25 protein-coding genes are annotated in these 25,830 nt (G+C 45.5%); 2 read left to right on the top strand and 23 right to left on the bottom strand.

Annotation, left to right across the window (positions count from 1 at the left end; translation table 11 throughout):
* Positions 1-38: 38 nt before the first annotated feature.
* The 14 genes from VB077_RS02135 to VB077_RS02070 form a co-directional block, all read right to left on the bottom strand.
* A complete protein-coding gene (locus VB077_RS02135; RefSeq protein ID WP_323413567.1) occupies positions 39-479 on the bottom strand; it encodes a hypothetical protein in 441 nt (146 codons plus the stop codon).
* A gap of 380 nt (positions 480-859) precedes the next feature.
* A complete protein-coding gene (ilvN, locus tag VB077_RS02130; RefSeq protein WP_323413566.1) occupies positions 860-1,354 on the bottom strand; it encodes an acetolactate synthase small subunit in 495 nt (164 codons plus the stop codon).
* Positions 1,355-1,358: 4 nt separating this feature from the next.
* On the bottom strand, positions 1,359-3,050 hold the full coding sequence (gene ilvB / locus VB077_RS02125) for a biosynthetic-type acetolactate synthase large subunit (protein ID WP_323413565.1): 1,692 nt from the start codon (positions 3,048-3,050) through the stop codon (positions 1,359-1,361).
* Between the two features lie 278 nt (positions 3,051-3,328).
* Positions 3,329-5,527, bottom strand: coding sequence for a protein translocase subunit SecD (gene secD, locus VB077_RS02120; protein WP_323413564.1), 2,199 nt, complete (start codon positions 5,525-5,527; stop codon positions 3,329-3,331).
* Between the two features lie 78 nt (positions 5,528-5,605).
* Positions 5,606-6,268, bottom strand: a complete 663-nt coding sequence (locus VB077_RS02115; protein WP_323413563.1) for an HD domain-containing protein — start codon at positions 6,266-6,268, stop codon at positions 5,606-5,608.
* 148 nt (positions 6,269-6,416) lie between these two features.
* A complete protein-coding gene (yajC, locus tag VB077_RS02110; RefSeq protein ID WP_323413562.1) occupies positions 6,417-6,812 on the bottom strand; it encodes a preprotein translocase subunit YajC in 396 nt (131 codons plus the stop codon).
* Between the two features lie 86 nt (positions 6,813-6,898).
* Positions 6,899-8,035, bottom strand: a complete 1,137-nt coding sequence (gene tgt, locus VB077_RS02105; protein WP_323413561.1) for a tRNA guanosine(34) transglycosylase Tgt — start codon at positions 8,033-8,035, stop codon at positions 6,899-6,901.
* Positions 8,036-8,098: 63 nt separating this feature from the next.
* Positions 8,099-9,124 (bottom strand): tRNA preQ1(34) S-adenosylmethionine ribosyltransferase-isomerase QueA, encoded by a 1,026-nt coding sequence (gene queA, locus VB077_RS02100; protein ID WP_323413560.1) that lies wholly within the window; start codon positions 9,122-9,124, stop codon positions 8,099-8,101.
* A 26-nt stretch (positions 9,125-9,150) separates the two neighbouring features.
* Positions 9,151-10,563 carry a SpoIID/LytB domain-containing protein gene (locus VB077_RS02095; protein WP_416337012.1) on the bottom strand — a complete coding sequence of 471 codons (1,413 nt, stop codon included), beginning with the start codon at positions 10,561-10,563 and terminating at the stop codon, positions 9,151-9,153.
* A gap of 52 nt (positions 10,564-10,615) precedes the next feature.
* Entirely contained in the window at positions 10,616-11,638 is a 1,023-nt protein-coding gene (gene ruvB / locus VB077_RS02090) for a Holliday junction branch migration DNA helicase RuvB (protein ID WP_323413558.1), read from the bottom strand.
* A gap of 24 nt (positions 11,639-11,662) precedes the next feature.
* Positions 11,663-12,265 carry a Holliday junction branch migration protein RuvA gene (ruvA, locus tag VB077_RS02085; RefSeq protein WP_323413557.1) on the bottom strand — a complete coding sequence of 201 codons (603 nt, stop codon included), beginning with the start codon at positions 12,263-12,265 and terminating at the stop codon, positions 11,663-11,665.
* Complete coding sequence (ruvC, locus tag VB077_RS02080; RefSeq protein WP_323413556.1) at positions 12,262-12,759, bottom strand: crossover junction endodeoxyribonuclease RuvC; 498 nt, start codon at positions 12,757-12,759, stop codon at positions 12,262-12,264. Before ruvC ends, ruvA begins: the two co-directional genes overlap by 4 nt.
* Positions 12,760-12,913: 154 nt before the next feature.
* Positions 12,914-13,672, bottom strand: a complete 759-nt coding sequence (locus tag VB077_RS02075) for a YebC/PmpR family DNA-binding transcriptional regulator (RefSeq protein ID WP_323413555.1) — start codon at positions 13,670-13,672, stop codon at positions 12,914-12,916.
* A 66-nt stretch (positions 13,673-13,738) separates the two neighbouring features.
* Positions 13,739-14,158, bottom strand: a complete 420-nt coding sequence (locus VB077_RS02070; protein WP_323413554.1) for a DUF3842 family protein — start codon at positions 14,156-14,158, stop codon at positions 13,739-13,741.
* Positions 14,159-14,558: 400 nt separating this feature from the next.
* Here VB077_RS02070 and VB077_RS02065 point away from each other — a divergent pair, with 400 nt between their 5' ends.
* Positions 14,559-14,777: an alpha/beta-type small acid-soluble spore protein gene (locus VB077_RS02065; RefSeq protein WP_323413553.1), complete on the top strand. Its 219-nt coding sequence runs from the start codon at positions 14,559-14,561 to the stop codon at positions 14,775-14,777.
* 125 nt (positions 14,778-14,902) lie between these two features.
* On the opposite strand, the gene VB077_RS02060 is transcribed toward VB077_RS02065, so the two are convergent.
* A complete protein-coding gene (locus VB077_RS02060; protein WP_323413552.1) occupies positions 14,903-16,534 on the bottom strand; it encodes a long-chain fatty acid--CoA ligase in 1,632 nt (543 codons plus the stop codon).
* A 198-nt stretch (positions 16,535-16,732) separates the two neighbouring features.
* Here VB077_RS02060 and VB077_RS02055 point away from each other — a divergent pair, with 198 nt between their 5' ends.
* Positions 16,733-18,289, top strand: a complete 1,557-nt coding sequence (locus VB077_RS02055) for an ABC-F family ATP-binding cassette domain-containing protein (protein WP_323413551.1) — start codon at positions 16,733-16,735, stop codon at positions 18,287-18,289.
* On the opposite strand, the gene VB077_RS02050 is transcribed toward VB077_RS02055, so the two are convergent.
* The 8 genes from VB077_RS02050 to dsrK form a co-directional block, all read right to left on the bottom strand.
* Positions 18,286-19,173 carry a nitrilase-related carbon-nitrogen hydrolase gene (locus VB077_RS02050; RefSeq protein WP_323413550.1) on the bottom strand — a complete coding sequence of 296 codons (888 nt, stop codon included), beginning with the start codon at positions 19,171-19,173 and terminating at the stop codon, positions 18,286-18,288. The genes VB077_RS02055 and VB077_RS02050 overlap by 4 nt on opposite strands.
* Before the next feature lie 17 nt (positions 19,174-19,190).
* Complete coding sequence (locus VB077_RS02045) at positions 19,191-20,159, bottom strand: LysR family transcriptional regulator (protein ID WP_323413549.1); 969 nt, start codon at positions 20,157-20,159, stop codon at positions 19,191-19,193.
* Between the two features lie 198 nt (positions 20,160-20,357).
* Positions 20,358-21,707, bottom strand: a complete 1,350-nt coding sequence (locus VB077_RS02040) for a YeiH family protein (protein ID WP_323413548.1) — start codon at positions 21,705-21,707, stop codon at positions 20,358-20,360.
* A 286-nt stretch (positions 21,708-21,993) separates the two neighbouring features.
* Positions 21,994-22,311 (bottom strand): TusE/DsrC/DsvC family sulfur relay protein, encoded by a 318-nt coding sequence (locus VB077_RS02035; RefSeq protein ID WP_323413547.1) that lies wholly within the window; start codon positions 22,309-22,311, stop codon positions 21,994-21,996.
* Positions 22,312-22,417: 106 nt separating this feature from the next.
* Positions 22,418-23,569: a sulfate reduction electron transfer complex DsrMKJOP subunit DsrP gene (gene dsrP / locus VB077_RS02030; protein WP_323413546.1), complete on the bottom strand. Its 1,152-nt coding sequence runs from the start codon at positions 23,567-23,569 to the stop codon at positions 22,418-22,420.
* Positions 23,562-24,365, bottom strand: coding sequence for a sulfate reduction electron transfer complex DsrMKJOP subunit DsrO (gene dsrO / locus VB077_RS02025; protein WP_323413545.1), 804 nt, complete (start codon positions 24,363-24,365; stop codon positions 23,562-23,564). Before dsrO ends, dsrP begins: the two co-directional genes overlap by 8 nt.
* Entirely contained in the window at positions 24,362-24,826 is a 465-nt protein-coding gene (dsrJ, locus tag VB077_RS02020) for a sulfate reduction electron transfer complex DsrMKJOP subunit DsrJ (protein WP_323413544.1), read from the bottom strand. Before dsrJ ends, dsrO begins: the two co-directional genes overlap by 4 nt.
* Positions 24,826-25,830 (bottom strand): sulfate reduction electron transfer complex DsrMKJOP subunit DsrK (dsrK, locus tag VB077_RS02015; RefSeq protein WP_323413543.1); only part of this gene is annotated, 1,005 nt, incomplete at its 5' end. The genes dsrK and dsrJ, both read right to left, overlap by 1 nt.

Below are 25,830 nucleotides of genomic sequence, written 5' to 3'. Positions count from 1 at the left end.
AAATTTATTTTTATCTATTTTCATATATTTTTATTAAGTCAAACAAGAATATTCCCCCCAATAATCCAACCCAGTCCTATGACCGTTCTCCATACAGTTGGCGCAATTCCCCAGAAAATCTGTTTCTTCGTCATACGCGGCATTAACCCCGTACCCATAATCATAACCCAGGCCATTAAAGCAATTATCGGGGTTAGAAAGGTCCCTAAAACGACGAGACTGCTGATTCCCCCGGCTAAGCTCGCGATCAATTCACCCTCTCCGGCTTTTCGGCTTAAGTACACTAAGATAGCTGCTGCCCCGCTGACTCCAATCAATAAAGGGAATTCCCAGTTCCAAAAGTCTTCTGCTCTAATCCAGCCGATTAGACCCGACAAGATTACAGCCGATCCAATAATACCTCGAATTCCGGCCGCAATCGTCATGCCGGCTGCTAATAGAAGTAACCCCTCAAAGATGATCAGTTGCCAAAAAGCCAAGGCTGCGCCTCCTGTCAAAGATTGCCCTTCTCTATTCGTGTAAAGTCTGTATCTATTATCTCACGAGAAATAATTCTAATACGGTTTAAATTAAGCTTGTACTATATTGTCATTTTTTTCCTTTAATACATATTCTATATTAGTCTTTGATCTATCTAATGATTCTTACGAAGGAGGTTTTCTATATGTGGTGGGGTCGTTGGGGTTTCCCGTTCTTTCCCGGCTTTGGATTTTGGGGTTTCCCGTTCTGGGGATGGCGTCGTTGGTGGTGGTAATCTCTAATAGCTCATAATTTTGTGCACACTGAAAAAGGGGCTGTTTTGCGACAGTCCCTTTTTCAGAATTGTAAAATTTCCTTTATCGGCTATTTCGGGTTGACACTACATCTCTTTGGCGGGAATAGGACCACGGGACAGAGCAATTTTACCCGTACGGACGATTTCGATAATTCCGTAGTCTTTCAAAACCTCACAGAAAGCATCAATCTTGCTTTCTTCTCCCGAAAGCTCAATCACCATTGTTTCACGATTAACGTCCACAATCTTAGCCCGAAAAATATCGACAACATCAACAATATGTGACCGGAACTCGGCGCTGGCTTTCACCTTAATTAAAGCTAAATCCCTTTGAATGGAGTCCTTCGTTGTCAGGTCAACAATCTTAATGACGTCGATCAGCTTGGAAAGTTGATTGACGACCTGTTCTAATTCATTCTCATCCGCTTGGACAACAATCGTAATTCGAGTCGTATCAGGCTCTTCCGTATAGCCGGCGGCAATACTTTCGATATTGAAGGCACGGCGGCTGATAAGACCGGATATATGGGTTAAAACCCCGGGCTTGTTTTCAACAAGAACACCTAAAGTATACCTCATCACATTAACCTCCCATAATCATTTGATCTAGGCGGGCCCCGGCCGGAACCATAGGAATCACGTCCTCATCTGCCGGGATCTGAATATTGACGACGATCGGCCCCTTGGTCGTTAAAGCCTGTTCAAGAGCCGCTTCTAATTTTTCGGGTTGATCGACTTTTAATCCGGGAATTCCCATAGCTTCGGCAAGCTTTACAAAGTCAGCCTTTATCTTTAACGCGGAGTGGGAGTAATGTTCGTTATAAAACATTCTTTGCCATTGCGAAACCATACCCAAAACCTGATTGTTTAAAATAAATATTTTCACAGGTAAGTCCAAATCCGCAATTGTTGATAATTCCTGACAATTCATCATAAACCCGCCATCACCGGTTATTACAACCACAGGCCGGTCAGGGCATCCCACTTGAGCCCCTAATCCTGCCGGCACTCCATATCCCATCGTTCCCAGTCCCCCGGAAGTGAGGAAATGGCGGGGATGTTTAAACGTATAAAATTGAGCGGCCCACATCTGATGCTGACCCACATCGGTTACCACAATCGCTTCTCCTTTTGTCAAACGGCTTACCCTTTCGATAACGTCTTGAGGCATAACCTGACCCGGGCGATTCGTATAGCTTAAAGGTTTCTCCTCTTGCCAAATTTTAAGTTGATCTCTCCATTCGCTATTCTTATCGAGCCACTCTTCAGCAGGACGCTTGCGGACTTGCTCAAGCAAGGTCGGGATGGTCCAACGCAAATCGCCAACGACTCGCGTATTGGCGATAACATTCTTATTGATTTCTGCCGCATCGATATCACAATGGATAACCTTGGCCTTCGCTGCAAAATCTTCAACCAGCCCTGTTACGCGATCATCAAAGCGCACTCCGAATCCAAGCAAAACATCGCACTCTGTCGTAGCCATATTGGCGGCATAAGTCCCATGCATTCCGACCATACCTAAATTGAGTGGGTGATCGTCAGGTATACAGCCCAGGCCCATCAAGCTTGTAATGACAGGTATTTTCATGTATTCAATGAGTTCCCGCAATACCAAAGATGTATCCGATAGATTAACGCCGCCGCCAACAAAAATCAGAGGCTTCTTAGCCTTTGTTAAGATTTCAGCGACAGCTTGAACCACGTGCAGATCCCCTTCAAATACGGGATGATAACCTCTTAGGCTAATCTTTTCGGGATACTCAAAATCAAATTCAGCCGCGAATACATCCTTGGCAATGTCGATCAATACCGGACCCGGACGTCCTGTGCGGGCAATATAAAAAGCTTCCTTCATAATCTTTGGAAGTTCGTGAACATCTTTAACTAAATAATTATGTTTTGTTATAGGCGTAGTTATCCCCGTCACATCTGATTCTTGAAAAGAATCCCGTCCAATCAACGGAACAGCAACTTGACCCGTTATCACTACAAGCGGAACAGAATCCATATAGGCAGTCGCAATCCCAGTCACCAGATTCGTCGCACCGGGTCCGGAAGTAGCAATACAAACTCCCACCTTACCGGTCGACCGCGCATATCCATCCGCGGCATGGGCGGCTCCCTGCTCATGGCGGGTTAGAATATGGGGGAAATCCGCTTCATATAAAGCATCATAGAGCGTTAGAACAGCGCCCCCCGGATACCCAAAAACGATCTCAACACCCTCATTTTTCAGGCTTTCAATGACAGCCTGAGCTCCCTTCATCCTCATAAACGCCCTCCTTTTTACCTTTAATGTATTATAGTACACATTGGTATAAATTGCACTATATTAAATAAATAAAATTACAGAATATTTAAAGAAAACCCGGCTTCGCCGTGCCTTTTTAACACGCATCCAGAAAGGCGAAGTCGTTGGTTGCACTTATGCTGGAGGAAAGTATGCAACGAAGTTATACTTTCTGACAGTGAGAAAAAGGACTGCTGCCTCGTGCAACAGTCCCGCGTCAGGATTATTAAATCAAAATTAAATCCGTTTGTAATTCCGAATCAGGTATGTGATGGTTTTCTGCCTCGGGTCGATTTCATCCGAAGTTTAATCTCAACAAGAATCTGGCTGGCATTAAATACGGAGGAATAGGAACCAATAATCACCCCTATGACCATCGCCAGTGCGAAGGTACGTGTTGAGTCTCCGCCCAAAATCAAAAGTGCCAGCAAGGCAACCAAAACGGATGGAATGGTTTTCAAAGACCGGCCCATCGTTTGCCAGTTAGACTTATCCACCATATCTTCATAACTATCCCCTCGCTTCATGCGAGGCTCATTCTCCCGAATCCGGTCGAAAATAACAACGGTATCATTGATCGAAGAACCAAAGATCGTTAAAATGGCCGCAACAAAAGTTGAATCTACCGGCCACCAAAAAATTGAGAATATCCCTACGGTTACTAGGATATCATGGAACAATGCGGCAATTCCCGAAACGGCATAAGCCCATTGAAAACGAAACGAGATATAAATAAGCATCAAAATTGCGGCAACACCTAAGGCTAATAACGCGTTTCTAGTTAACTCTTTACCGATCGACGGACCGACTTTATCTTCTTTTAAGCTCGCCTTATCATAGCTTCCAACTTTATCCTCTAAAGCCGTCAGCATGGCATTCCGTTGATTTTCTTCGAAAGCTTCCGTTCTGATCAAGGCAATATTATCTCCGGTCAGCTGTACGCTTCCGCTTAGTCCTACGGATTGAAGGGTATCGGTAATCGCAGCTTGAGTAACCGGTTGATCAAAGGTTATTTCATACATCGAGCCCCCGGTAAAATCAACGCCCAAGTTCAGGCCCCGCGTAAACAGAGAGAACAGCCCTGCGACGAGAATTATTCCCGATATCGCAAAATACCAATATCTCTTTCTTACAATATTAAAGTAAAAAGGATAGTTCTTGACTTCTTCATAACTCCCGGGCTTAATTTCCGTGTTTGAAGGATTTTTTTCGGATATGTTCTTATCCGTTTTTGGCTTCCTAACGCCAAACCATTTCGTATCCATCTTCGGGTTGATGTGCACAATCCAACGAAGGAACGCACGCGTAAACGTAACTGCTGTGAATAAGCTGGCTATAATTCCAACACCTAACGTAATTGCAAATCCCCTAATCGAACTTGTCCCAAAGAAATACAAAGTAACAGCAGCGAACAGTGTCGTAATATTCGAGTCAAAAACGGCAAGAAAAGCACGGCTGAAACCTGCCTCAACAGCTGCGCGCAAGGACTTACCCAGCTTGAGTTCCTCTTTAATCCGCTCGTAAATAATAATATTCAAATCGACGGCCATGGCGAGGGTGAGGATAAGACCGGCTATTCCCGGTAGCGTTAAAACTGCACGGAAGCCCTGCAGCACCCAAAGGTTGATGAGTATAAGTAAAATAAGAGAAAGATCGGCAACTATACCCGGCAGCCGATACATTGCAAGCATAAAAATGAAGATAAATGCCAATCCAAAAGCACCTGCATAAAGGCTCTTGTTCAAAGAATCCACACCGAGAGATGCTCCGACTTGACGTTTTTCAACAATGGACAAGCTCACCGGCAATGCACCGGAACGCATGAGAACCGCATAATTCGCAGCATCTTCTAAGGAAGAATAACCTGTAATTTCGGCTTGCCCGTTGGCAATCGGCGTATTAACCCGGGGATTTTGAAGCAGCTTATCATCGAGATAGATTCCCATTTGTTGTCCCACAAGCCGTGTTGTGGCATCTGCGAATTTATTGGCTCCCGCAGCTGAGAAGGTTAAATTAACGACAAAACCGCCTTGTTGATCCGTGGCGGCACGGGCATCTTTCAAATCTGATCCTTCGACCAACACATTGCCCTGGGGATCGCGGAACGTTAATTTTGCCGTTGTTTTCAAAATATCGACTGCTTTTTCCGGATCTTGGACTCCCGCAAGATCGACAATAATCCGCTTGTTGGGCAGATCAGTCTGGACAATGGGTTCAGACAAACCCATTTCATTAACCCGTTTTTCGATTACGGATTTAGCGTTGTCCATGTCTTCATTGGTCACTTCAGCCCCGGTCTCACCGGGTTCAGCTTGCAATATCAAATGGACCCCGCCGCGCAAGTCAAGTCCCAACGGAATTCCTGTTTTGGGATCCGTAAGGGGCTGAATTGAGAAAACACAAGCTACAGCCAATAGCAAAACGGTTGCTATCAGCTTAATGATACTTCCCCTTTTCATTTTATTCCCTCCCTGTTCTTTTGCCTGGGACTTGCCCACGACAGAATTTATTATAGGTCAGGCTTGTCCTAGTGTCAATTAGAGCAGCTTGACTTCATTGATCTTGAGTTCAAAACGCGTTTCCAGAAAGCTTGCCGCTTTACGGCATAATAGCATACGGGCTAAAAATATTTCAAAATAATCAAGAACCGGACAAAGCTCCGTATTGATCGTGATTTCCAGGGCGATCCTTTCCTTTGGATAAACACGAAGGAAAGAACGCTCCACTGCATAATTGACACGGTCGTGGATGTCAAAGGTTGCCGGATCGGGATTACGCACACGCGAGCGGTGAACATCCGATTTATCGGCGAGGATTAGGGCTGCCGATACTTCATTGACGGGATGACCGTCTGTTTCATCGTGATTGCCAATGGCCCCAATAATAATGGCTATCTCCTCCGGGGACATCCCCTTGCGTTCTAATATATGTGAAGCCATAATTGCTCCCGTCTGGGCATGGCCGACTCGGTTTACCGCATTGCCAATATCATGGAGATATCCGGCAATTGCTGCCAACTCACAGGTTCTTTGCGGATAATCCAGCTTCTCTAAAATATTCAAGGCAATATGAGATACCAAGCCAACATGCCGTAATCCGTGTTCGGTAAATCCTATTGCCCCCAGGTGCCGATTTCCGCCCTCTATATACCCCTGAACAATACGATCTTCTTTAAGATCGTCTATTGTAAGCTTAGCCATGCCCTTGTCCTCCCTCACTGCTGCAAATTCAGTCAAAACGGGGCTGTCGCCAAACAGCCCCGTTTTCGTGCGTTCATAATTATGGACTATTGCAAAAGACCCAAAGCTATACAACCATAGGTTTTGCGACAGCCCCCCTTAAACATTATTAAGTCTCATTTGCTGCTTCAGATTCTTCCTTAGCCGTTTCTTCCTCAGAAGTATTATTGGAGTCATCTTCATTTTTCGTTTTTACCGGTTTATTCTTATCTGCCTTTTTATCCTTTTCAACGGTAATTTCACGATTTTCAACGCTGGCGATTCCATTCTTGGTTACTTCGATCTCAACTTTATCAGCGATCTGTACCATCACGGACTTTTCTTTGACTTTAGTGATCTTACCATAGATTCCGCCTGCGGTGATCACCTTATCCCTTACGCGCAGACTGCTGAGCAAGGCTTGACGTTGCTTTGCTTGTTTTTGCTGGGGACGAATCAATAGGAAATACATAATCCCAAAAAATACTACAAAATAAAGAATCATTGTTACGGTAGAATTATTCATATGAAGTCCTCCTTAATTAAGTTTAGGCTATTTTCGATATTCCTCACTAATGTGGAAAATCCTTCTTAAAAGAACGCAGCAGAAGATCATTCGTCATAACCATAGTCTGTAAAGAACTTCCGGCGGTATTCCGGTAAACGTTCTTCAGCAATTGCCTGACGGATCTCTTTCATCAAAGTTTGCAGGAAGTGAATATTATGTATACTCATTAGGCGTAAACCGAGAATCTCATCCGCTTTTAACAAATGACGGATATAGGCTCTTGAATAATTGCGACAGGCGTAACAATCACAAGTCGGATCGATGGGCGTAAAGTCATGGGCAACCGATGCATTTCTTACAACAAGCTTCCCATAACGCGTCATCGCCGTGCCGTTACGCGCAATTCGTGTTGGCAAGACACAGTCAAACATGTCAATTCCGCGGATTACGCCCTCGATTAAAGCATCGGGAGAACCTACTCCCATCAAATATCGCGGACGATCCTTCGGCAGCAAGGGCACTGTGTAATCCATGACCTCATACATGAGTTCTTTCGGCTCACCGACGCTCAGTCCCCCAATGGCATACCCCGGCAAATCAAGGTCTGTAACTTCGGCTGCGCTTTGTTTGCGGAGTTCCTCAAACATGCTCCCCTGCACAATGCCGAAAAGGGACTGGCGGTCTGTCGTTGTTAATGTATCTTTGCACCGTTTTAACCAACGTGTCGTTCGCTCTAAAGATGATTTTGCATATTCGCGGGTGGCGGGATATGGCGTACATTCATCAAAGGCCATGACAATGTCTGAGCCTAAAGCCATCTGAACCTGTGTTGCAATTTCGGGACTCAAAAACTGCCGCGAGCCATCGAGATGGGAACGGAATTCTACGCCTTCATCCGTTATTTTTCGCAAATCCCCGAGGCTGAATACCTGAAAACCGCCGCTATCCGTAAGAATCGCACCGTCCCAATGCATAAAAGAGTGCAGTCCTCCCGCTTCGCGGATAAGTTCTTGTCCCGGACGGAGAAACAAGTGATACGTATTGCTGAGGATAATACCGGAGCCGGTATCCTTTAACTCTTCCGGGGTCATGGTTTTAACCGTAGCTTGTGTCCCAACCGGCATGAAAACCGGTGTATCGAATACTCCATGCGGAGTGTGAAGTTTCCCCAGACGTGCTTTCGTTCGGGTATCTTCTTTTAAAACTTCTAAACGTACCGCGGGCAAATGGTTCACATCCATTTCTGTTTAATACCTTACATTATACGGGCAATTGGCAAGAAGTACAACTTTTGGCAAAACGATTTACAAAATGATCATCGCATCACCGAAGCTATAAAACCGGTAGCGTTCCCGCACGGCTAATTCATAGGCTTTCATGATCAAGTCTCGCCCTGCCAAAGCGCTGACAAGCATGACCAAGGTTGATTTCGGAAAATGGAAATTAGTAATAAGGGCATCGACAACCTTAAAAGAATAACCGGGGTAGATAAAAATATCGGTCCACCCTGCTCCCGCTTGAATCAATCCATTCACCTGACCCACCGATTCGAGCGTACGTGTGGCTGTCGTACCAACGGCAATCACGCGCCTGCCTTCTTTTTTAGCCCGGTTGATCCGCTCGGCTGCTTCCGGGGTAACACGATAATACTCGGAATGCATCTCATGTTCCTCAATCTTTTCCACTTTTACGGGTCTAAACGTTCCCAGTCCGACATGGAGCAGGATCTCGACGATTTCAATTCCCTTTTGCCGTAACTTCTCCATCAGCTCCGTCGTAAAATGCAGTCCTGCCGTGGGTGCTGCCGCCGAACCACTCTCTTTAGCATACACCGTCTGATAACGTTCCTTATTTTCAAGCTTTTCCGTAATATAGGGAGGCAGAGGCATGTTCCCCAGCTCATCGAGAACCGCCTCAAAAAGTCCTTCATAGGAAAAGCGAATTTTTCGATTGCCATCCGGCAGGATTTCCAATAGCTCGCCCATGAGTTTTCCCCCGCCAAAACTGACCCGTTGTCCCACTTTCAGACGCTTGCCGGGTTTAACCAATACTTCCCAAACATCCCGTTCCACGCGTTTTAAAAGCAGACATTCAATATGAGCCCCGGTTCCTTCCTTCTCTCCGATTAAACGGGCGGGGATAACCCGGGTGTTATTGACAACCAAAACATCCCCCGGCTTGAGCAAGTCCGGCAGCTCATGAAAAATATGATGCTCAATTTCACCGCTTTGGCGGTTAACAACCATTAACCGCGAGGAATCTCTGGGTTCAACAGGGTGCTGAGCGATAAGCTCTTGAGGCAGATAATAATCGAAATCTGATATCTCCACACTGATTCTCCTTTAATCTTGAATCCTTACTGTTGCGCAAGGTCAGTATTATCATAATAATAGTTGAGGATTTCCCGATAGCTGTAACCCAGTTGGGCCATATGATATGCCCCCCACTGGGACATTCCGACTCCATGCCCCCAACCTCGCCCCCAAAAGATAAATATTCCCTCAGAAGACGGAAATTCACGAACGCCAAGTGAGGAGCTCAGAACTCGATCTAAGCGAGGACCTGAGTGTATCGCTGCATCCCTATTTATCAGCTGCGGCTCGATCAATAGTTTCCATTGGCTGGGCTGTCCGGGCATATATGGCCCTCGGGTCTCTGCTTGCCCCGGAACTTTCTGGACCTCAAAAAGGCTTCCTAAGAAAGCCTCACTATGAATGGGATGGCCAAAGGGATAAAAAGCTTGAACAAAAGTTCGTCCCGGGATCTCCTTTGATTTTCCTTTTAGATCGGTCATCCTAACCTTTTTTACTCTACCGGATGGGTATTTGTCAAGTTGAATCTCTTGAATCGGGTCAAGCTGAAAGGTCTTGCCGAGTTCATCTGCACTAATAATGAAACGCCATTGATCAGCCGCTCCGCCCATTCCCATCGAGAAAGGGTCGGGATGAGAAGAAAAATGAGGATCTCGATTGCTCCAGACATTCTCCGCTTTTTCCGTAAAACCGCCATTATGGGATGAGTATAAAGCATCGATCGGAAGCCGGGTCTGATTGTCAACCAATATTTCTCCTTTTGTCGCGGCAATCGCTTTCGAGGCTTGTCCTTCAACCTCTTTGCCGAGATACGCCTGATCATAATCCGGGTAATCCGTAATTTGCGAGGCCGTTTGCAGTTTTTTGACGAGATAGGTTCGTGCCGCCACGGCTTGAGCTTTTAAGGCTTCTAAACCATCCTGTGCCCAAGCATTGCTCATCTCGATCGGTACAACTCCTTTAAGATATTCCTCCTGATCAATAAGGTTAATCAATGACCAGTGATCTCCTTTCCAGCTCAGGAGCAGGCTTCCGCGATAGCGAACCGCCTTTCCGTCGGGAGTTTGAACTTTAAATACGCCATTGGAATCGAGGGTACGCAATTCGATTTCCGCACCCCGCCAGATTTCAAACGGTTTATCTTCTAACCGAAAAATCGGTGCAAATCCTCCCCAACCGCATTCAAACGAAGAACCGGAGGTACATGCCGTTTCTTTGGTCGGTACCGTCAGCTTCCCACCGGTCTTTTCGTTAACCACTATCAGTCGATAGTTCCCCGCTTCAATGGATACTCCCAGCCAACCCGCATCTTTAAAATTCCATACCAGTTCAACCGGAATTTCTCGAGCGATACAAGGCTTAGCATTCATGAAGGCTAAAAAAAATATAAAGAGCACCGTCAAGATGCACTTTTTTAAGGAGGACAATCCGTTCCCTCCTGGTAAGTAAGGCAGCATCCGGAACCACCTCTTTTCCCGTTTAAGAACAGATTACCCTATTTCTTTTATCTTATTCTTCCAAAGGCTTTACTTCTTGTGCTTGAGGATACGGAATACCTAAATGTTCATAGGCTAAGGCCGTAGCCACTCGTCCCCGGGGTGTGCGCTGTAAAAACCCCTTTTGCAGCAAGTAGGGTTCAACTACGTCCTCAATGGTTTCGGCTTCTTCACCGATTGTTGCGGCCAGAGTATCCAACCCTACCGGCCCCCCTGCAAACATATGGATAATCGTATTAAGCGTATTGTGGTCAATTCGATCCAGTCCGGCGGGATCTACTTCAAGACGATCCAAAGCCTTGCGAGCCAGTTCTGCGGTGACCACGCCATTATCCCAGACTTGAGCGTAGTCACGGACCCTTTTCAGCAAGCGATTCGCAACCCTCGGTGTTCCGCGGGAACGCTGGCCGATTTCTGCCGCCCCATCCGCAGTGATCTCAAGATACAATATGCCGGCAGCCCGCCGTACGATCTCAATCAGATCTTCCGCCTCATAAAATTCTAAACGGCTGATTACGCCGAAACGATCCCTTAAAGGAGAAGCTAACTGACCGGCCCGTGTCGTCGCTCCAACCAAAGTAAAAGGAGGCAGAGTCAGACGAATCGAACGAGCACTGGGTCCCTTGCCGATCACAATATCTAAGCAACCATCTTCCATAGCCGAGTATAAAATTTCTTCCGTCGTCCGGCTTAAGCGATGAATCTCATCAATAAATAAGACATCCCGTGGTTCCAAGGCTGTTAGGATAGCCGCCAAATCTCCGGGTCTTTCAATGGCAGGTCCGGAAGTTGTTCGGATATTTACTCCCATTTCTTGAGCTATAATATTGGCTAAGGTCGTTTTACCCAAACCGGGCGGTCCGTATAGCAAAACATGGTCCAACGCTTCCCCACGGGCTAAAGCCGCTTGGATAAAGATCTGCAGGTTATCCTTAACCTTATGCTGCCCAATATAATCTGCCAGCCGGTGCGGGCGAAGGACTTCTCCCTCAAAATCTCCCGGTATTTCCTGCGGAGATACCATACGTTCTTCCATGCCGATTTTCCTCTTCCTTTACCATTATTTCGGAGCAGCGATTGCGCGCAAGGCTGCCTTTACCTGTTCTTCAACCGTTAACTCGCGATCCTCCGTCTGAACCTGTGCTAACGCCTTTTGGGCTTCCTCAGCACTAAAACCCAAAGCTAACAAAGTCTCCTTAGCTTCCGATTGGATCGGTGTTTCTTCTAACGAGAGGTATGCTTCACCGCTTTTCGTCTCTGCTTTTCCTTTGAATTTCTCCCGTAATTCAAGAACAAGGCGCTGTGCGCTCTTTTTACCGATTCCGGGAACCTTCGTCAGCATCGTCAGATTCTCTCCGGCAATAGCACTTTGCGCTTGGGCCAAGCCTAAAGTGGAAAGGATTGATAGAGCGGCTTTCGGACCGATTCCCGAAACAGTAAGCATTTGAAGAAATGTTTCCTTTTCGGCAAGCGAGGAGAATCCATAAAGTGAAAGTTCCTCCTCCCTTAAAACAAGATGAGTATAGAGCACAACTTCTTGCCGCGGATGAAGCTTCGCTAATAATCCGAGAGGCACTATGACCAAATACCCTGTCCCTTGAACATCAAGAACAAGCTTATCCGTCTGTATCTCCCAAACCTTTCCGCATAGCATCCCAATCATTTAATTTCCCCCATCCGATTCAGCAAATGGACACTATGAGCATGACAGATGGCAATCGCAAGCGCATCTGCAGTGTCATCCGGTTTGGGAATCTCATTTAAACCCAGCAGCGCACGCACCATCTGCTGAACCTGCTTTTTATCAGCCTTACCATATCCTACAACAGCCTGCTTCACCTGAAGAGGTGTATATTCATACACCGGAATTCCCGCTTGGGCAGCCGCAAGCAGAACAATTCCGCGAGCCTGCCCTACCGAAATAGCCGTTGTCGTATTGCGATTGAAAAAGAGTTCTTCTACGGCAATATGATCAGGATGATGCTCCTCAACAAAAGCTTGCATTTCCTGATAAAGCATCAATAGTCGTTCCGACATCGGGATATGTGCCGGCGTCCGCCAAGATGCATATGTAATGGGCATTAAGCGATTCCCTTGTTTTTCAATTAAGCCATAACCCATTATCGCTGTTCCCGGATCTATTCCCAGTATCTGCATAGCCGCCTTCCTTTCATAGAGGAGCATTCGACAGGAAAGCGTGGGATTCCTGTTTTCCACGAAAGGAAACGGTGCCCGCCTGAGCACCGTTCTTTTTACTCCCAATCTTACTACAATAATTTATGCACTCATTCTATTCTAAAGCTTCATCCGTCTATTCTAAATCTTCATCTGAAAGGGAATCCGCAAGCTCAAAGTTGGCATAAACACCTTGTACATCATCATGATCTTCTAAGGCATCCATTAAACGGATCATTTTCTTGGCTTGTTCCGGATCGGCAATTTCAACCGTATTCTGAGGAACTTGGTTGACAATGGCTTCCGAGACAGGAACTTTTTGCTCCAGCAGGGATTGTTGAACCCCTTCTAAATCTTCTGCAGCAGTGTAAACGAGATAATTCTCCCCATCATTATCGATATCTTCTGCCCCGGCTTCTAAAGCCATAAGCATAAATTCATCCTCAGAAAACTCCAGATCCTCGAGTGGGACGGTTAATTGTCCTTTTTCGTTAAACATCCAATTAACGCTTCCCGTCTCCCCGAGATTTCCCCCATTTTTAGAGAAAATGTGGCGCATTTCACCCGCCGTTCGATTCCGATTATCGGTTAGAATATCAATCATTACGGCAGCTCCGCCCGGGCCATAACCCTCATAACGAAGTTCTTCATAGTTGGCGCCCTCACCGTCACCGTCACCCTTTTGAATTGCACGCTTAATATTGTCATTGGGCATATTCGCCGCTTTTGCATTATCAATTGCAATTTTCAAACGGAAATTATTGTTTGGGTCACCCCCGCCTGCACGAGCGGCTACAATAAGCTCACGTCCAAGCTTTGTAAAAATTTTACCCTTTTGAGCATCCGATTTTGCTTTTTTATGTTTAATATTTGCCCATTTAGAATGTCCTGACATTAGAAAGTCCCCCTTAATTAGTTCAAAAATCATTTTAACATATACTTTTTTAAGGTGTAAAGGGAGTTACTCCTTTTTTTGTTCTACTCTCTGCTCTACCTCATTCACTAAACTTTCAACATAATGGGGCAACGGAATTCGGTTCGTCCCGATGATTCGAATATTCCCTCTCTGAATAGGAATTAAAATCTTTTCAGCTTTGCTTAGCGAGAGTGCTGCGGCAATTGCCGGTGTAATCTCACCCAATAACCCATACACTGTCATAATTGCAAAAGATCCAATAATTAAATCGACTCGATCAGCGTTAAAACAGATTGCGGATTCTCCGGATGCTCCTTCGGTTGCGCCCGCTCGCAACATCGCTCCTGTAGCTAGGGCATTTGTACCTAAAGCCAGGATTTCCAGTTCAGGCATCCGTTTCCGCAACTGCTCAACAATGTGTTTTCCTATACCTCCACCTTGTCCATCAATTACCGCTACCCGCAATTGTGCCCCTCCTTAATCTGATCAGGTCTAATCTATAATTCATTCTACACGTCATTTGGCTAATCCACAATCCTCAAATAAACTTAAGATTCTGACTATTAAAAAAGGGCTGGTAAAACCTTGCGTAATAGGTTACAATCAAATTGTGAAAGCACCAAGTTTCACAACTCAACTAGTGTATAGCACTGGTTACCTTCTCATCTCACTCCTCCTCAATCTAACCCCTCTGCTCTATGCCCAACTCCGTTGGGCTATTTTTTTTAATCCTTTTACCCTGAAGTCGTTTTTAAATTTACGAATGAATATTTTAAGTTGAATAAGGGCAATTTAATATTGCTTCCCTATTTATTTTCTTTTTTTAACTCTGCCCACAACTGTTTTTGAAAAGGAGGAAGGTCAGATGAGCCGTAACAAGCCAGAGGTTCCAGAATCCGAGAAACAGTTAGATTCACTTAAGTGGGAGGTTGCTGAGGAACTCCACCTCGACGATGACATTCAGGAAAAAGGTTTTGAAAATATGACAACGCGCGAGGTAGGAAAAATCGGCGGCAATATGGTCAAAAAGATGGTTGAGTATGCCGAAGAACAAATGGCATATGGTGCAGACATCAACGATTAAACGGTTGAATTACGATTGTAAGGATTTCATGACGGCCATCACGAAATCTTTGCTATGAAGTGACTCTTTTATGAGCACTTACACTGAGGAGCGGGCAATAGCCCGCTCCTCAAATTATTTGTCCATTATACTCCATTTAAAACTTGTAATTTTGCTTTTTCTTCTTCAACCAAAAAGCGCCTTAATACTTTTCCTACCGCGGTTCGTGGCAGATTTTCGCGAATTTCGATTTCTTTGGGTATTTTAAAGGCAGCTATCTCACCTTTTAAGAAGTTCAAGATTTCTTCGATTGAAACCCCGCGTCCCTCTTTTAAAACGACATAGGCTTTAATTTTTTCACCCCAATATGAATCAGGGATACCTGCACAGGCAACCTCCTGAATGGAAGGATGTTTATATAGGACTTCCTCCACCTCACGCGGGTATACATTATACCCCCCGGAAATAATCATATCCTTTTTCCGATCTACGATATAAACATATCCTTCTTCATCCATTTTTGCCAGATCACCGGTGTGAAGCCACCCACCTCTCAACACCGTCTGGGTCTCCTCCGGTCTTTGCCAGTAACCCAGCATAACCTGCGGTCCTGATACGACAAGTTCACCGACTTGATTCGGTGCTAAAACATGTTTTCCGGTTTCTATATCAACAATTTTAGCTTCTGTATTCGGCCCTGCAATTCCAATAGATCCTACCTTTACTCGTGTCAATGGATTGATATGGGTTACAGGTGAAGCTTCCGATAGTCCATATCCCTCAACTAAACGTGCCCCTGTCAGCTCCCCAAACTTGATGGCAACTTCAATGGGCAACGGTGCGGAGCCGCTTATACAACCTCGAAGTGATGAAAGATCGTATTTCTTAATATGAGGATGGTTAATCAGAGCAACATACATCGTCGGTGCTCCCGGGAAGAGTGTCGGCCGCTCGGTCGCTATCTGCTGCATAACCTCCTCCGGATCAAATTTAGAAAGAAGGACCATTGCACTTCCGGAAAGAATCGCCAAGTTCATTCCCACGGAAAGGGCGTAAATATGGAACAGCGGGAGAACAATCATAATTTTCTCCTGTCCTTCTTTTCCGTGAAGCCACTCCCAAATCTGCAGCGCATTAGCCACGAGATTCGTGTGTGAAAGCATAACTCCTTTCGATGTCCCCGTTGTCCCCCCTGTATATTGTAAAACGGCAGGATCACGTGCCGCATTGATTTGGGGCCATGGAGCTTCATTATTTCCTTTATCCTCCCGGATAAGCTTGGGCAAATCGAGGATGCCCTCTGATTCCTTCATTCCCATAGCTAATAAACCATCGATGATAATATGCTCAAAGCCTACTTCCTTTTGAATCGCTTGGAGCCTAGGTAATAATTGAGGAATCGAAATTATCGCTGTTGCCTGGGCATCGGACAGTTGTGCTTTGAGTTCGTTCTCCACATACATGGGATTGGTCTGAACAACAATACACCCCAACCGCATCAAGGCAAAGAAGGAGATAACCCAGTGAGCGCTATTCGGCATATCAATGGAAACGCGATCCCCCAATTTGATCCCTCTTCGACTCAGGGAAAACGCCAGACGCTCAACCGCTTGGTCCATCTCTTCGTATGACCAGGTTTTTCCGTTAAAAATAAGTGCGGGTTGTTTAGGATATTTTCGTACCGATTGTTTAAACATCTCCAGTAAACTCACGTTAGGGATCTCAATGTGTTTTCTTACACCCGGCTCATAAAAGGCCTGCCAAATCGGATAGCTCATCTCTCTTCCTCCTCTAAACGTTCCCAACTCACTTAGTTACAATAGTTATACTCCAAATATTCTAAATACTCTATCAATTCGTCTTGAACTGTTGTTTTCATCCTTCCAATGGTTCGCATGACCATGGGAATTGACTTCTGCTTCACTGTTTTTTAAGATAGAGGGTGTGCTTATTGATAAAATAAAAGGAGTGCCTAAATGAGTATATTAAATGTTGAAAACGTTTCCCACGGTTTTGGCGGCCGTCAAATTCTTGAAGATGCCTCTTTTCGCCTGCTTAAAGGAGAACATGTGGGATTAGTGGGAGCTAACGGTGAAGGCAAATCCACCTTTTTAGATATAATTACCGGCAAACTTATCCCTGACAGAGGGAAGGTTGAATGGTCCAATCGTGTGACAGTCGGCTATTTAGATCAGTATAGCGTTTTAAATAAAGGAAAAAGTATCCGCGATGTTTTAAAGGAAGCGTTTCAATCCATGTTTGAATTAGAAAAGGAAATGCTGCACCTTTATGATGCAATGGGTTCTGCCGGTGAAGATCAGCTGACAAAAATGATGGACGAGGTCGGTGAAATTCAAACGATTCTCGAGTCAAATGGCTTCTATTCCATTGACGCCAAAATTGAGGAAGTCGCCAATGGCTTAGGTTTAGGTGAAATCGGCCTGGACAAGGATGTTACGGATTTAAGCGGGGGGCAGCGAACCAAGGTTTTATTAACCAAACTTCTGCTTCAAAACCCAACTATTCTTTTATTAGATGAGCCGACCAATTACCTGGATGCGGAACACATCCAGTGGTTAAGCCGTTATTTGAAAAACTATGATAATGCCTTTATCTTAATCTCTCATGATATTTCTTTTCTGAATGACGTCATCAATGTGATTTATCATCTTGAAAATGCAACGCTTACTCGGTATACCGGTAATTATGAAGAATTCACCCAACTCTTAGCCCTAAAAAAGGAGCAGGAATTAAAAGCCTACGAAAAACAACAAAAAGAAGTCGATCGCCTCGAGGATTTCATCGCCCGTAATAAAGCCAGAATCTCTACGACCGGCCGAGCCAAAAGCCGTCAAAAGCAACTTGATAAAATGGAGATTCTTGAAAAACCCAAAGAAAAGATTAAACCGATATTCAAGTTTCATGAGGCTCGTACTCCGGGACGGGTGATTTTTGAAGCGAATAATTTAATCCTCGGTTACGATGAGCCGTTAACCCGCCCCATGAAGCTTAAGCTGGAACGCGGGCAAAAAATCGCCATACGCGGCGTGAACGGCTTAGGTAAAACAACACTCTTGAAAACCTTGCTGGGAATTCAACCGCCCATCAGCGGTCAAATTCAGCTCGGTGATTATCTATTCCCGGGATATTTCGAACAGGAGTCTTCTTCACATAACACCAATACTCCGCTTGAAGAAGTATGGTCTGAATACCCCGGGCTTACCAACGCGGAAGTCAGGCAAGCGTTGGCTCGCTGTGGTCTTACTAATGAGCACATCTCCAGTAAAATGATGGTTCTTAGCGGGGGTGAAAGTGCGAAGGTTCGGCTTTGCAAACTCATGCTTAAAGATGTCAATTGGCTGGTTCTTGATGAACCCACAAACCATCTTGACATTGATGCAAAAGAAGAATTAAAAAATGCCCTTAAAAAGTTTAAGGGCACCATTCTTCTCGTTTCACATGAACCCGAGTTCTATGAGGATTGGGTATCCGACGTTTGGAATCTTGAACAGTGGACAACTAAGATCGTTTAAGTCCTATTCCCACGAAAAACATCAAGCTCGATGATTTCCCGATACAGCTCTTTCTGACGATCGGCCAAAAAGAAACTATCCTTCATCGAAACCCGTTCAGTATTGCGCAAATTATTGATGCGTTGGGCGGAAATTTCCAGGGTAATCAACTGCTCATGGTTATCCTGGTTATCTAAGCTTTCAGCGGTATTAAAACTTTCGGCTATTGTTTCCCCTTTAGGCCCAAAAACAAGTGCCCCGCCGCTGAATTCTTGCCCCCGATTATTTGCACCTACAAGGTTACAGGCTGCAAGATAAACGGAATTATCATAAGCTCGGGTTCCAAGATAGCGCTTCCAAATCTCTTTACGATCCCCTGCAACAACCGGAGATGCATGGGGAGCAAAAAGCAGTTCAGCCCCTTTCAGAGAATAGATTGTCGCCATTTCCGGAAAATGCCAATCCCAGCATATGCCTACGGCAAACCGGACTCCCTTCGCCTCGAATACCGGGAACTCAGACCCGGGCATAAAATACGCTTTCTCACTTCGACCCAGATGAACTTTTCTGTAAACTGCGGGATCCCGATTAGGATAAATAATGATCTGTGATAAGTACGGTTTTTGACCTCGCTCTGTTTTTTCAACCATCCCTACAAGCAAAATAAGATCTAAATCTGATGCACATTCTTTCAGTTCTCTAATCTCTTGACTGTCAATCGTATTCCCTATTTCAAGAGCGTCTTTAGGGGAATAACCATGAAGTGCACTCTCGGGAAAACAGAGCATCTTGACTCCTTGTTTTGAAGCCTTTTCTGTCCAATGCAATATTTGTTTAAGATTTTTACGGGTTTCTCCCACTTTAGCTTCCAGTTGAACTAGACCTATTCGTATATCTTCCTGCATTTAATCCCTGCTTTTCATTATCCGACTTTTGTATCCTTGTCCTTGGCTTTATCGTTCATTGAACAATAATCTTTAGACATAATATCGGAAAGAAGTTTATGATCCTGTAATAAATTAATAAAATAGCGCTCATCCTTCGTTTGGGCGGTCTGCGAAAGCGTCAAAATATTTAAGGGCCTGTAAACGGGTGAATCCTGGATCCTTAAGGCTTTGAATATTCTTTGATCACACTCGCGGGCTACAGTCAAAGCCGATATAATGGTTACCCCTAAACCGGCATAAACCACCTGTTTTATAGCTTGGGTACTCCCCAATTCCATCGTGATATTAAGCTGCGATGGATCAAGCCCTCTTTCCTCTAAGGCTATTTCCATGACTTTACGCGTACCTGAACCGACCTCCCGTGTTATCAGGCGCTCATGGGATAACTCTGCTAATGTAATACTATTCCGGCTGGCCCAGGGATGAAAATAGGGAACAACCACAACCAACTCATCTTGCCAGAATTTATGGAGAACAAAATCCTTATGATCCGGCTCAGGTCCCTCTATCAAGCCAATATGTAGTTTTCTTTCGAGAACATCTTGATCGATAGATACCGTATTGGCGATCTTAACTTTGATATCAATATCGGGACGTTTTTGATAAATATACGCAAGAATATGGGGGAGTATATATTCGCCGATGGTTAATGTCGCCCCCAGACAAATTACCCCGCGCTTATCCTCATCCAGAGCACTCACCTGTTGCTGAGTATCATCGAGAATATTTAATATCGCCTGGACGCTATCATAAAATACTTTTCCGGCTCGGGTTAAACTTACGCCCTTGTTCGTCCGATCAAAAAAACGAGCATTATACTGATTCTCAAGATTTTGGATCTGCAGACTTATGCTTGGCTGACTCATATGCAGTTTTTTAGCGGCAAGCGTTATATTCTGAGTTTCCGCAACCTCCTTAAAAACAAGTAATTGTTGCTCGAACATAGATTGCACTCTCCTTCCGTATTTATAATATTTACGAATTTCGGAGTTAAATGGCAATACAAGTCTTGTTTATTATACCATAAAATACGTAAAAAAGCCTTCTAATAAAAGCCTTGTTACGTTGCGTTTCATCTTGTCCACTTATGACTTAAGGGGGAAACTCAAATGAGTCTCCCCCTTAGCTTCCGGAAAGATATTTTAGAAAACACCTTGCCAGTAATTACCCAAAACGAGTACAGAGAGTATATAACCGAGAGGTACGTTCACCAAGACACCTATTGTAAAGGTTGCCCACGGTTTCCACCCGGTAGAAGCAAGCTCTTTGAAACGAGTCGTTAAACCAATGCAAAGGAATGTGAAAGCAAATGCCCAAGATCTTAACTGTTTAATAGGTCCGATGATATTTTTATCAATGGAACCGGAAGCTGCTGCATCCGAAGCAGCAACAAGAATTGTCACAATAATTGAAGCGACAAAGAAACCGATTACAAATTTGGGGAAACGATACCAGATATCCATACCACTCGGTTTTGTGCCATCTTCTCTCTTTTCCCATTTCGTAATTGAAATGTAGGCCATAACAAAACACCAAACTCCGACGAACATATCACGGCCTACAACCTTCATCAAGGTGAAGGTTGTAAGTGCCTGATCACCAAGTGTTGCAGCCGCAGCTACACCGGCAGCATCCGCAAATTCAGAGGTGCCAATCCATGCCCCACCGGGTCCGGCAGGAATACCAAATGCCTTAATAATAGCGGGAAGCAGGAATACCATGATCATCGCGTAAACGACAACTAAGGAAATTGCTACCGAAACATGTTCCTTTTCAGCCTTTACAGACCCCCCGATGGCAATTGAGGCCGATACACCGCAAATAGAACCCCCTGCTGCCAGACAGGTTGAAAAGCGCTTATCCAAATGGAAGAGTCGAGTTCCTACAAAATAGATGGTAACAAACGTTGTTACAGCAACGATCGTTGCTTGTAAGAAAGCCACAGGTCCTGATTGGATAATGAGAGTAAAGGGCAGTGTCGCGCCCATAAGAACGATACCGGTCTTAACATAAAACTCAGTTCTTAATGCAGAATCAAGCCATGCAGGTATTTTTATGAAGTTTCCAATGATTAGACCAACAATCAAGGCGATAACAGGAGTTTCCAGACTCCAATCTTTCATAACTTTCCAGGAACCCAGAATAGTAATGAAAGCACTTAATATATAAACTACGGTAAAACCACCGATAAATTTTTTGACATTGTACCCCAGGAATTTAATGGCAATTGAAAAGAGAATTCCGAACAAAATAAATAAGCCAATAAAAGCCCCCATGCGGTCAGAGACTAACTTCCCTGCATTACCCCAGTCGGTAAAGGTAGGAATCGACACCGCAACCCACTTAAAGAAAGTGCTTCCTGTAGCCCAGATAATCATACAAGCAATAGTTAAACCAATACCGATCCAAACCGCCCAGTAATCTTCCTTCTTCCACAGATCGGACAAGTGATTTGATGGTGCCGTCGGCTTAACAGGATTTTCAGTACTCACATTAAAGACCCCCTTATTCTGTAGTTGTCTTTGTGGTTACAATAACAAATAAAGAAATGGGTACCTATAATGAATAATGTTTACCTTGCTGCGATTAAACTGTATCACTTATTGTCTGCTCAAGTTTTGGGAATGACTGTTACTATCACCTTCTTTCATTTGTAGTATTAAATGAATTTATTGATGACGTGAATTACCCCGCAAAGCGGTGTGCTTTTTCGATAGATGTCGGAACAGATGTTTAACTATTTCTGCTCTGCGGGTAATTCGCGTAGCATCCCCTTAATCAGACGCAACCGGTTGGTTTAGGAAGTCCGGCAATTTTACAGGCACCCTTCCCAGGGCCTGTGGGGAATAAATCATAGATTGTTTTTTGGGTGTAGCCCGTATCCTTAAGAAGCTTACGAACCATCGGGGCCACACCGAATTGATCATAGTAATCACGAAGGTAGTTGATGACCTTCCAATGTTCCTCCGTCAGTTCCTCTACTTCCTCATTGGGAGCCAAGGCTCTGGCTACATCTTCATTCCAAGTGGATGCATCTTCAAGAAAGCCATCTTCGTCTAATTCATAGGTAACGCCATTGACCACTAGTTCTGCCATTTGAATCATTTCCTCCTTTGATTTATCTTGAATTTTAGTTTTTGAAACCGCTTATTTAAGGCATGCTTTTTTAGAGGGCAACACCTCCTTAAATGGATATCTTCACCTAGACTTGTTTTCGCACAGCAATCACAATCTTATAGAAAATCGTAATCAATAAAGCCCCGACGGCGTAGACTCCCAAGGTGATCATAATCTCTGTCCCGGTCGCAATATACTCGGTGACATGACCCAGAGGATTGGGAACAAATCCGCCGAGCACTAAGCCCAGTCCTTTATCAATCCAGCAGGCCAGGAAAACGGAAACTAAAGCAAAAGGTAAGATCCTTTCATTCCTGCGAGTCTTAGGAATCACCAAAAGCGCAATGGAGACAAAGGCTAAAATTGTGGCGACCCACATAAAGGGCACGAGATTGTTATGCCCGTCTAAACCGGCGAACAAATAAATCAAGGGCTCTTTTGCTTCCGGGATACTGCTATAGAACGCCGTAAAGACCTCCAGCAGATAGAAGAAGACATTGGTGATCATCGCATAGGTCACAATCTTCGCCAGCGATTGAATCGCTTCTTTATCCGGGCCGAATGTCCCGACCTTGCGGACGAACAAACAGAGCAGAATGAGCAGGGCGGGTCCGGCCGCAAACGCGGAAGAGAGGAAGCGGGCGGCCATGATGGCGGTTAACCATAAGTGTCGGCCCGGCAGACCGGCATAAAGAAAGGCGGTGACGGTATGGATGCTGATCGCCCAAGGGATAGAGAGGTAGATAATCGGCTTAACCCAAGCCGGAGGTGCAAACCCTTTATTTTCAGCACCGAGCGTCGTCCAACCGATCACGAAGTTGATGATTAAATAGCCGAATAAGACACACATATCCCAAAACATCATGGAATGGGGGGTCGGATGCAAAATAACATTCATGACCCGGGTCGGCTGCCCCATATCCACGACGATAAAGAGCATGGCCATGATCACGGCAGACACCGCAATAAATTCTCCGAGAATCACGATCTTGCCAAACTTCTTGTAGTTATGAAGATAATAGGGGATCGCGACCATGACGGCGGAGGCCGCGACGCCGACTAAAAACGTAAACTGGGAAATGTAGATGCCCCAGGATACATCGCGGCTCATTCCGGTGACTCCGAGTCCCAGGCGGCACTGCTTGGCATAAGAGAGAACCGCTATGAAAATCACGACGAGAAGGGCGGCAATCCAGAGCCCGTATTTTTTACTCCCGTTCAGGGCTTTCTCAAGCATGCTCTTCACCCCCGATCAGGTAAAAGATACTGGGTTCCGTCCCTAAATTCGGTTTGCGGCGAATGGTGTAATGGGTATTGAGGATTTTACGGACTTCCGAATTCGGATCGTCCAAATCCCCGAAGACCATCGCTCCTTTCGAGGCTTCGACACAGGCGGGCTTTAAGCCCTGATCAATGCGGTCCATACAGAAATTGCATTTCTCCACGACCCCTTGGGTTCGGGTCGGATAGTCCGGGTTAATCTCTTTTAAGGCGGTTCGCGGATCGATGAAATTAAAGCTGCGGGCGCCAAAGGGACAGGCAGCCATACAGAACCGGCAGCCGATACACCGGTGAAAGTCCATGCCGACGATTCCGTCCGGGCGTTTAAACGTGGCTTGGGTCGGACACGCTCGCACACACGGCGGATTATCACAATGATTGCAAAGGGTCAGGAAGGGCAGCTTCTTTGTCTTTTCATCCAGATAGGGGTTTTCGGTTCCCACAAAGACGTGTTCATAACTGTCGCTCCAGATCCACTTGATCTCGTGCTTCGGATCTTCAATCTGGGGGACGTTATGGAGCTTATGGCAGGCGTCAATGACGCGTTGGTAATCCTCGGGGGTCTTGAACTTTTTCATATCAATGACCATGGCCCAACGGGACGCTTTGGCTTTTGGATTTTGCGAAGCAAACTCCGAAGCCTCGGCAGGTTTAGCTGCCTTTAAGCCATTGAAGCCCAATGTGGCGCCCCCTACGCCCAAGGCAGTGATCACTCCTGCTTTTTTCAGAAAATCTCTGCGATTGATGCTCATTTTATCGCCTCCCTTGGGTCGGAATGGCAGTTCCAACAGTTGGGCTCCACGGAAGAATACGTATGACAGGAAAAACAGAATTGATTCCCTTCTGTATTGGTGGCCGCTGTTGTGCCCGCTTTATCGTTCACGGAGTAAACATCACTGATCGGGATATTATTATGGCAGTTCAGGCAGGTCCCTTGCAGGCTAATATCATACGCTTTGCCTTGACTATTGATATAGACGGTTTTTCCGTCCCGTACGGCTGAATCCCGCCATTCCAGCAAGAGTTTCATATGGTTCTCTCGCATATATTCCTTCGGCTCCACGCACTCTTTGTCGGAGAGCTGGGCTATGACAGGGGTATCCAAGTTGATTTCCGGGCTTGTATTCTTTTTTCCGAGATTGTAGAGAATCGGGGAAACGACAATCAGAACAAAGACTAACAAACCGAGGACAATCCGACCGTGTTTCTGCATTATGCTTCACCCTCCTTTGCGGGGGATTCCGTTTGAGGAACCGCTTTGGGAGGTAAATCATTGCCGCGCAAATCGGTGGTTCTTTCTTTCTCGCCTTTCATGACCAGGGCATTGGCGACGAGCTCATGAACCCCAATCACGCCGACTCCCGGACACCAGTAGTCCATTAAGGCTGGGAAGGCGGCACGGTCGACGGCACAAACATTCGCTAACATATTGACGCCGTATTTCTGCTGCACATATTTCACGGCATTCGCCCGGGCGAGTCCGCCCCTCATCCGCTCTTCCATGTTCTCTGTCGCATTCAGTCCGGACCCAGCACCGCAACAGAAGGTCTTTTCCCGAATGGTGTTTTCCGGCATTTCATAGAAATTGTTGCAGACGTTTTTAATAATATAGCGGGGTTCTTCCAGCATTCCCATGCCGCGCGATACGTTACAGGAGTCATGGAAGGTGACCTTATAAGGGTCATTCCGGGAAGGATCCAGTTTAAGTTTATTGTGTTTGATTAAATCCGCGGTAAATTCAGCGATGTGGATCATCTTGGTCGAGGCGGCATGGTCAAAGCGGGTCCCCGTAATCGGGGAAACCGGGACTTCCAGGAAATCCGCGGGTTCATTCCAGGTGCCCATATATTGGTGGACGACCCGCCACATATGACCGCATTCGCCGCCGATAATATACTTCACGCCCAGGCGCTTCGCTTCGGCATACATTTTGTAATTTAAGCGCTTCGCCATTTCGTTGGAGGTAAAGAAGCCGAAGTTCCCGCCTTCCGAAGCATAGGTGCTCCACGTATAGTCGAGGCCTAATTCTTCAAAGAGCATCAGGTAACCCATACAGGTAAAGATTCCGGGATCCCCCATCAAGTCCCCTGAGGGGGTCACAAAGAGGATTTCCGCGCCTTTACGATTAAAGGTGGGATTGACTCGGATTCCGGTAATGTCTTCGATATCATCACACATCATTTCAATATTGCCGGTGATGGCATGGGGTTCCAGTCC

The sequence above is a fragment of the Desulfitobacterium sp. genome, from assembly GCF_034927245.1.
Taxonomy (GTDB): domain Bacteria; phylum Bacillota; class Desulfitobacteriia; order Desulfitobacteriales; family Desulfitobacteriaceae; genus Desulfitobacterium_A.
The sequence above is the reverse complement of the archived record's forward strand: the minus strand, read 5'-3'. Positions and strand labels throughout refer to the sequence as shown.

Excerpts from the sequence above, each read along its gene's own strand:
- VB077_RS02045 (WP_323413549.1), bottom strand. The coding sequence starts at position 20,159 with ATGTTCGAGCAACAATTACTTGTTTTTAAGGAGGTTGCGGAAACTCAG.
- VB077_RS02050 (WP_323413550.1), bottom strand. The coding sequence starts at position 19,173 with ATGCAGGAAGATATACGAATAGGTCTAGTTCAACTGGAAGCTAAAGTG.
- tgt (WP_323413561.1), bottom strand. The coding sequence starts at position 8,035 with ATGGATGTGAACCATTTGCCCGCGGTACGTTTAGAAGTTTTAAAAGAA.
- dsrO (WP_323413545.1), bottom strand. The coding sequence starts at position 24,365 with ATGAGCATCAATCGCAGAGATTTTCTGAAAAAAGCAGGAGTGATCACT.
- ruvC (WP_323413556.1), bottom strand. The coding sequence starts at position 12,759 with ATGCAGATACTGGGAATAGATCCGGGAACAGCGATAATGGGTTATGGC.
- dsrP (WP_323413546.1), bottom strand. The coding sequence starts at position 23,569 with ATGCTTGAGAAAGCCCTGAACGGGAGTAAAAAATACGGGCTCTGGATT.
- VB077_RS02060 (WP_323413552.1), bottom strand. The coding sequence starts at position 16,534 with ATGAGCTATCCGATTTGGCAGGCCTTTTATGAGCCGGGTGTAAGAAAA.
- VB077_RS02095 (WP_416337012.1), bottom strand. The coding sequence starts at position 10,563 with ATGCTGCCTTACTTACCAGGAGGGAACGGATTGTCCTCCTTAAAAAAG.
- dsrJ (WP_323413544.1), bottom strand. The coding sequence starts at position 24,826 with ATGCAGAAACACGGTCGGATTGTCCTCGGTTTGTTAGTCTTTGTTCTG.
- yajC (WP_323413562.1), bottom strand. The coding sequence starts at position 6,812 with ATGAATAATTCTACCGTAACAATGATTCTTTATTTTGTAGTATTTTTT.
- secD (WP_323413564.1), bottom strand. The coding sequence starts at position 5,527 with ATGAAAAGGGGAAGTATCATTAAGCTGATAGCAACCGTTTTGCTATTG.
- VB077_RS02035 (WP_323413547.1), bottom strand. The coding sequence starts at position 22,311 with ATGGCAGAACTAGTGGTCAATGGCGTTACCTATGAATTAGACGAAGAT.
- VB077_RS02075 (WP_323413555.1), bottom strand. The coding sequence starts at position 13,672 with ATGTCAGGACATTCTAAATGGGCAAATATTAAACATAAAAAAGCAAAA.
- VB077_RS02065 (WP_323413553.1), top strand. The coding sequence starts at position 14,559 with ATGAGCCGTAACAAGCCAGAGGTTCCAGAATCCGAGAAACAGTTAGAT.
- ilvB (WP_323413565.1), bottom strand. The coding sequence starts at position 3,050 with ATGAGGATGAAGGGAGCTCAGGCTGTCATTGAAAGCCTGAAAAATGAG.
- ilvN (WP_323413566.1), bottom strand. The coding sequence starts at position 1,354 with ATGAGGTATACTTTAGGTGTTCTTGTTGAAAACAAGCCCGGGGTTTTA.
- ruvA (WP_323413557.1), bottom strand. The coding sequence starts at position 12,265 with ATGATTGGGATGCTATGCGGAAAGGTTTGGGAGATACAGACGGATAAG.
- VB077_RS02115 (WP_323413563.1), bottom strand. The coding sequence starts at position 6,268 with ATGGCTAAGCTTACAATAGACGATCTTAAAGAAGATCGTATTGTTCAG.
- ruvB (WP_323413558.1), bottom strand. The coding sequence starts at position 11,638 with ATGGAAGAACGTATGGTATCTCCGCAGGAAATACCGGGAGATTTTGAG.
- VB077_RS02055 (WP_323413551.1), top strand. The coding sequence starts at position 16,733 with ATGAGTATATTAAATGTTGAAAACGTTTCCCACGGTTTTGGCGGCCGT.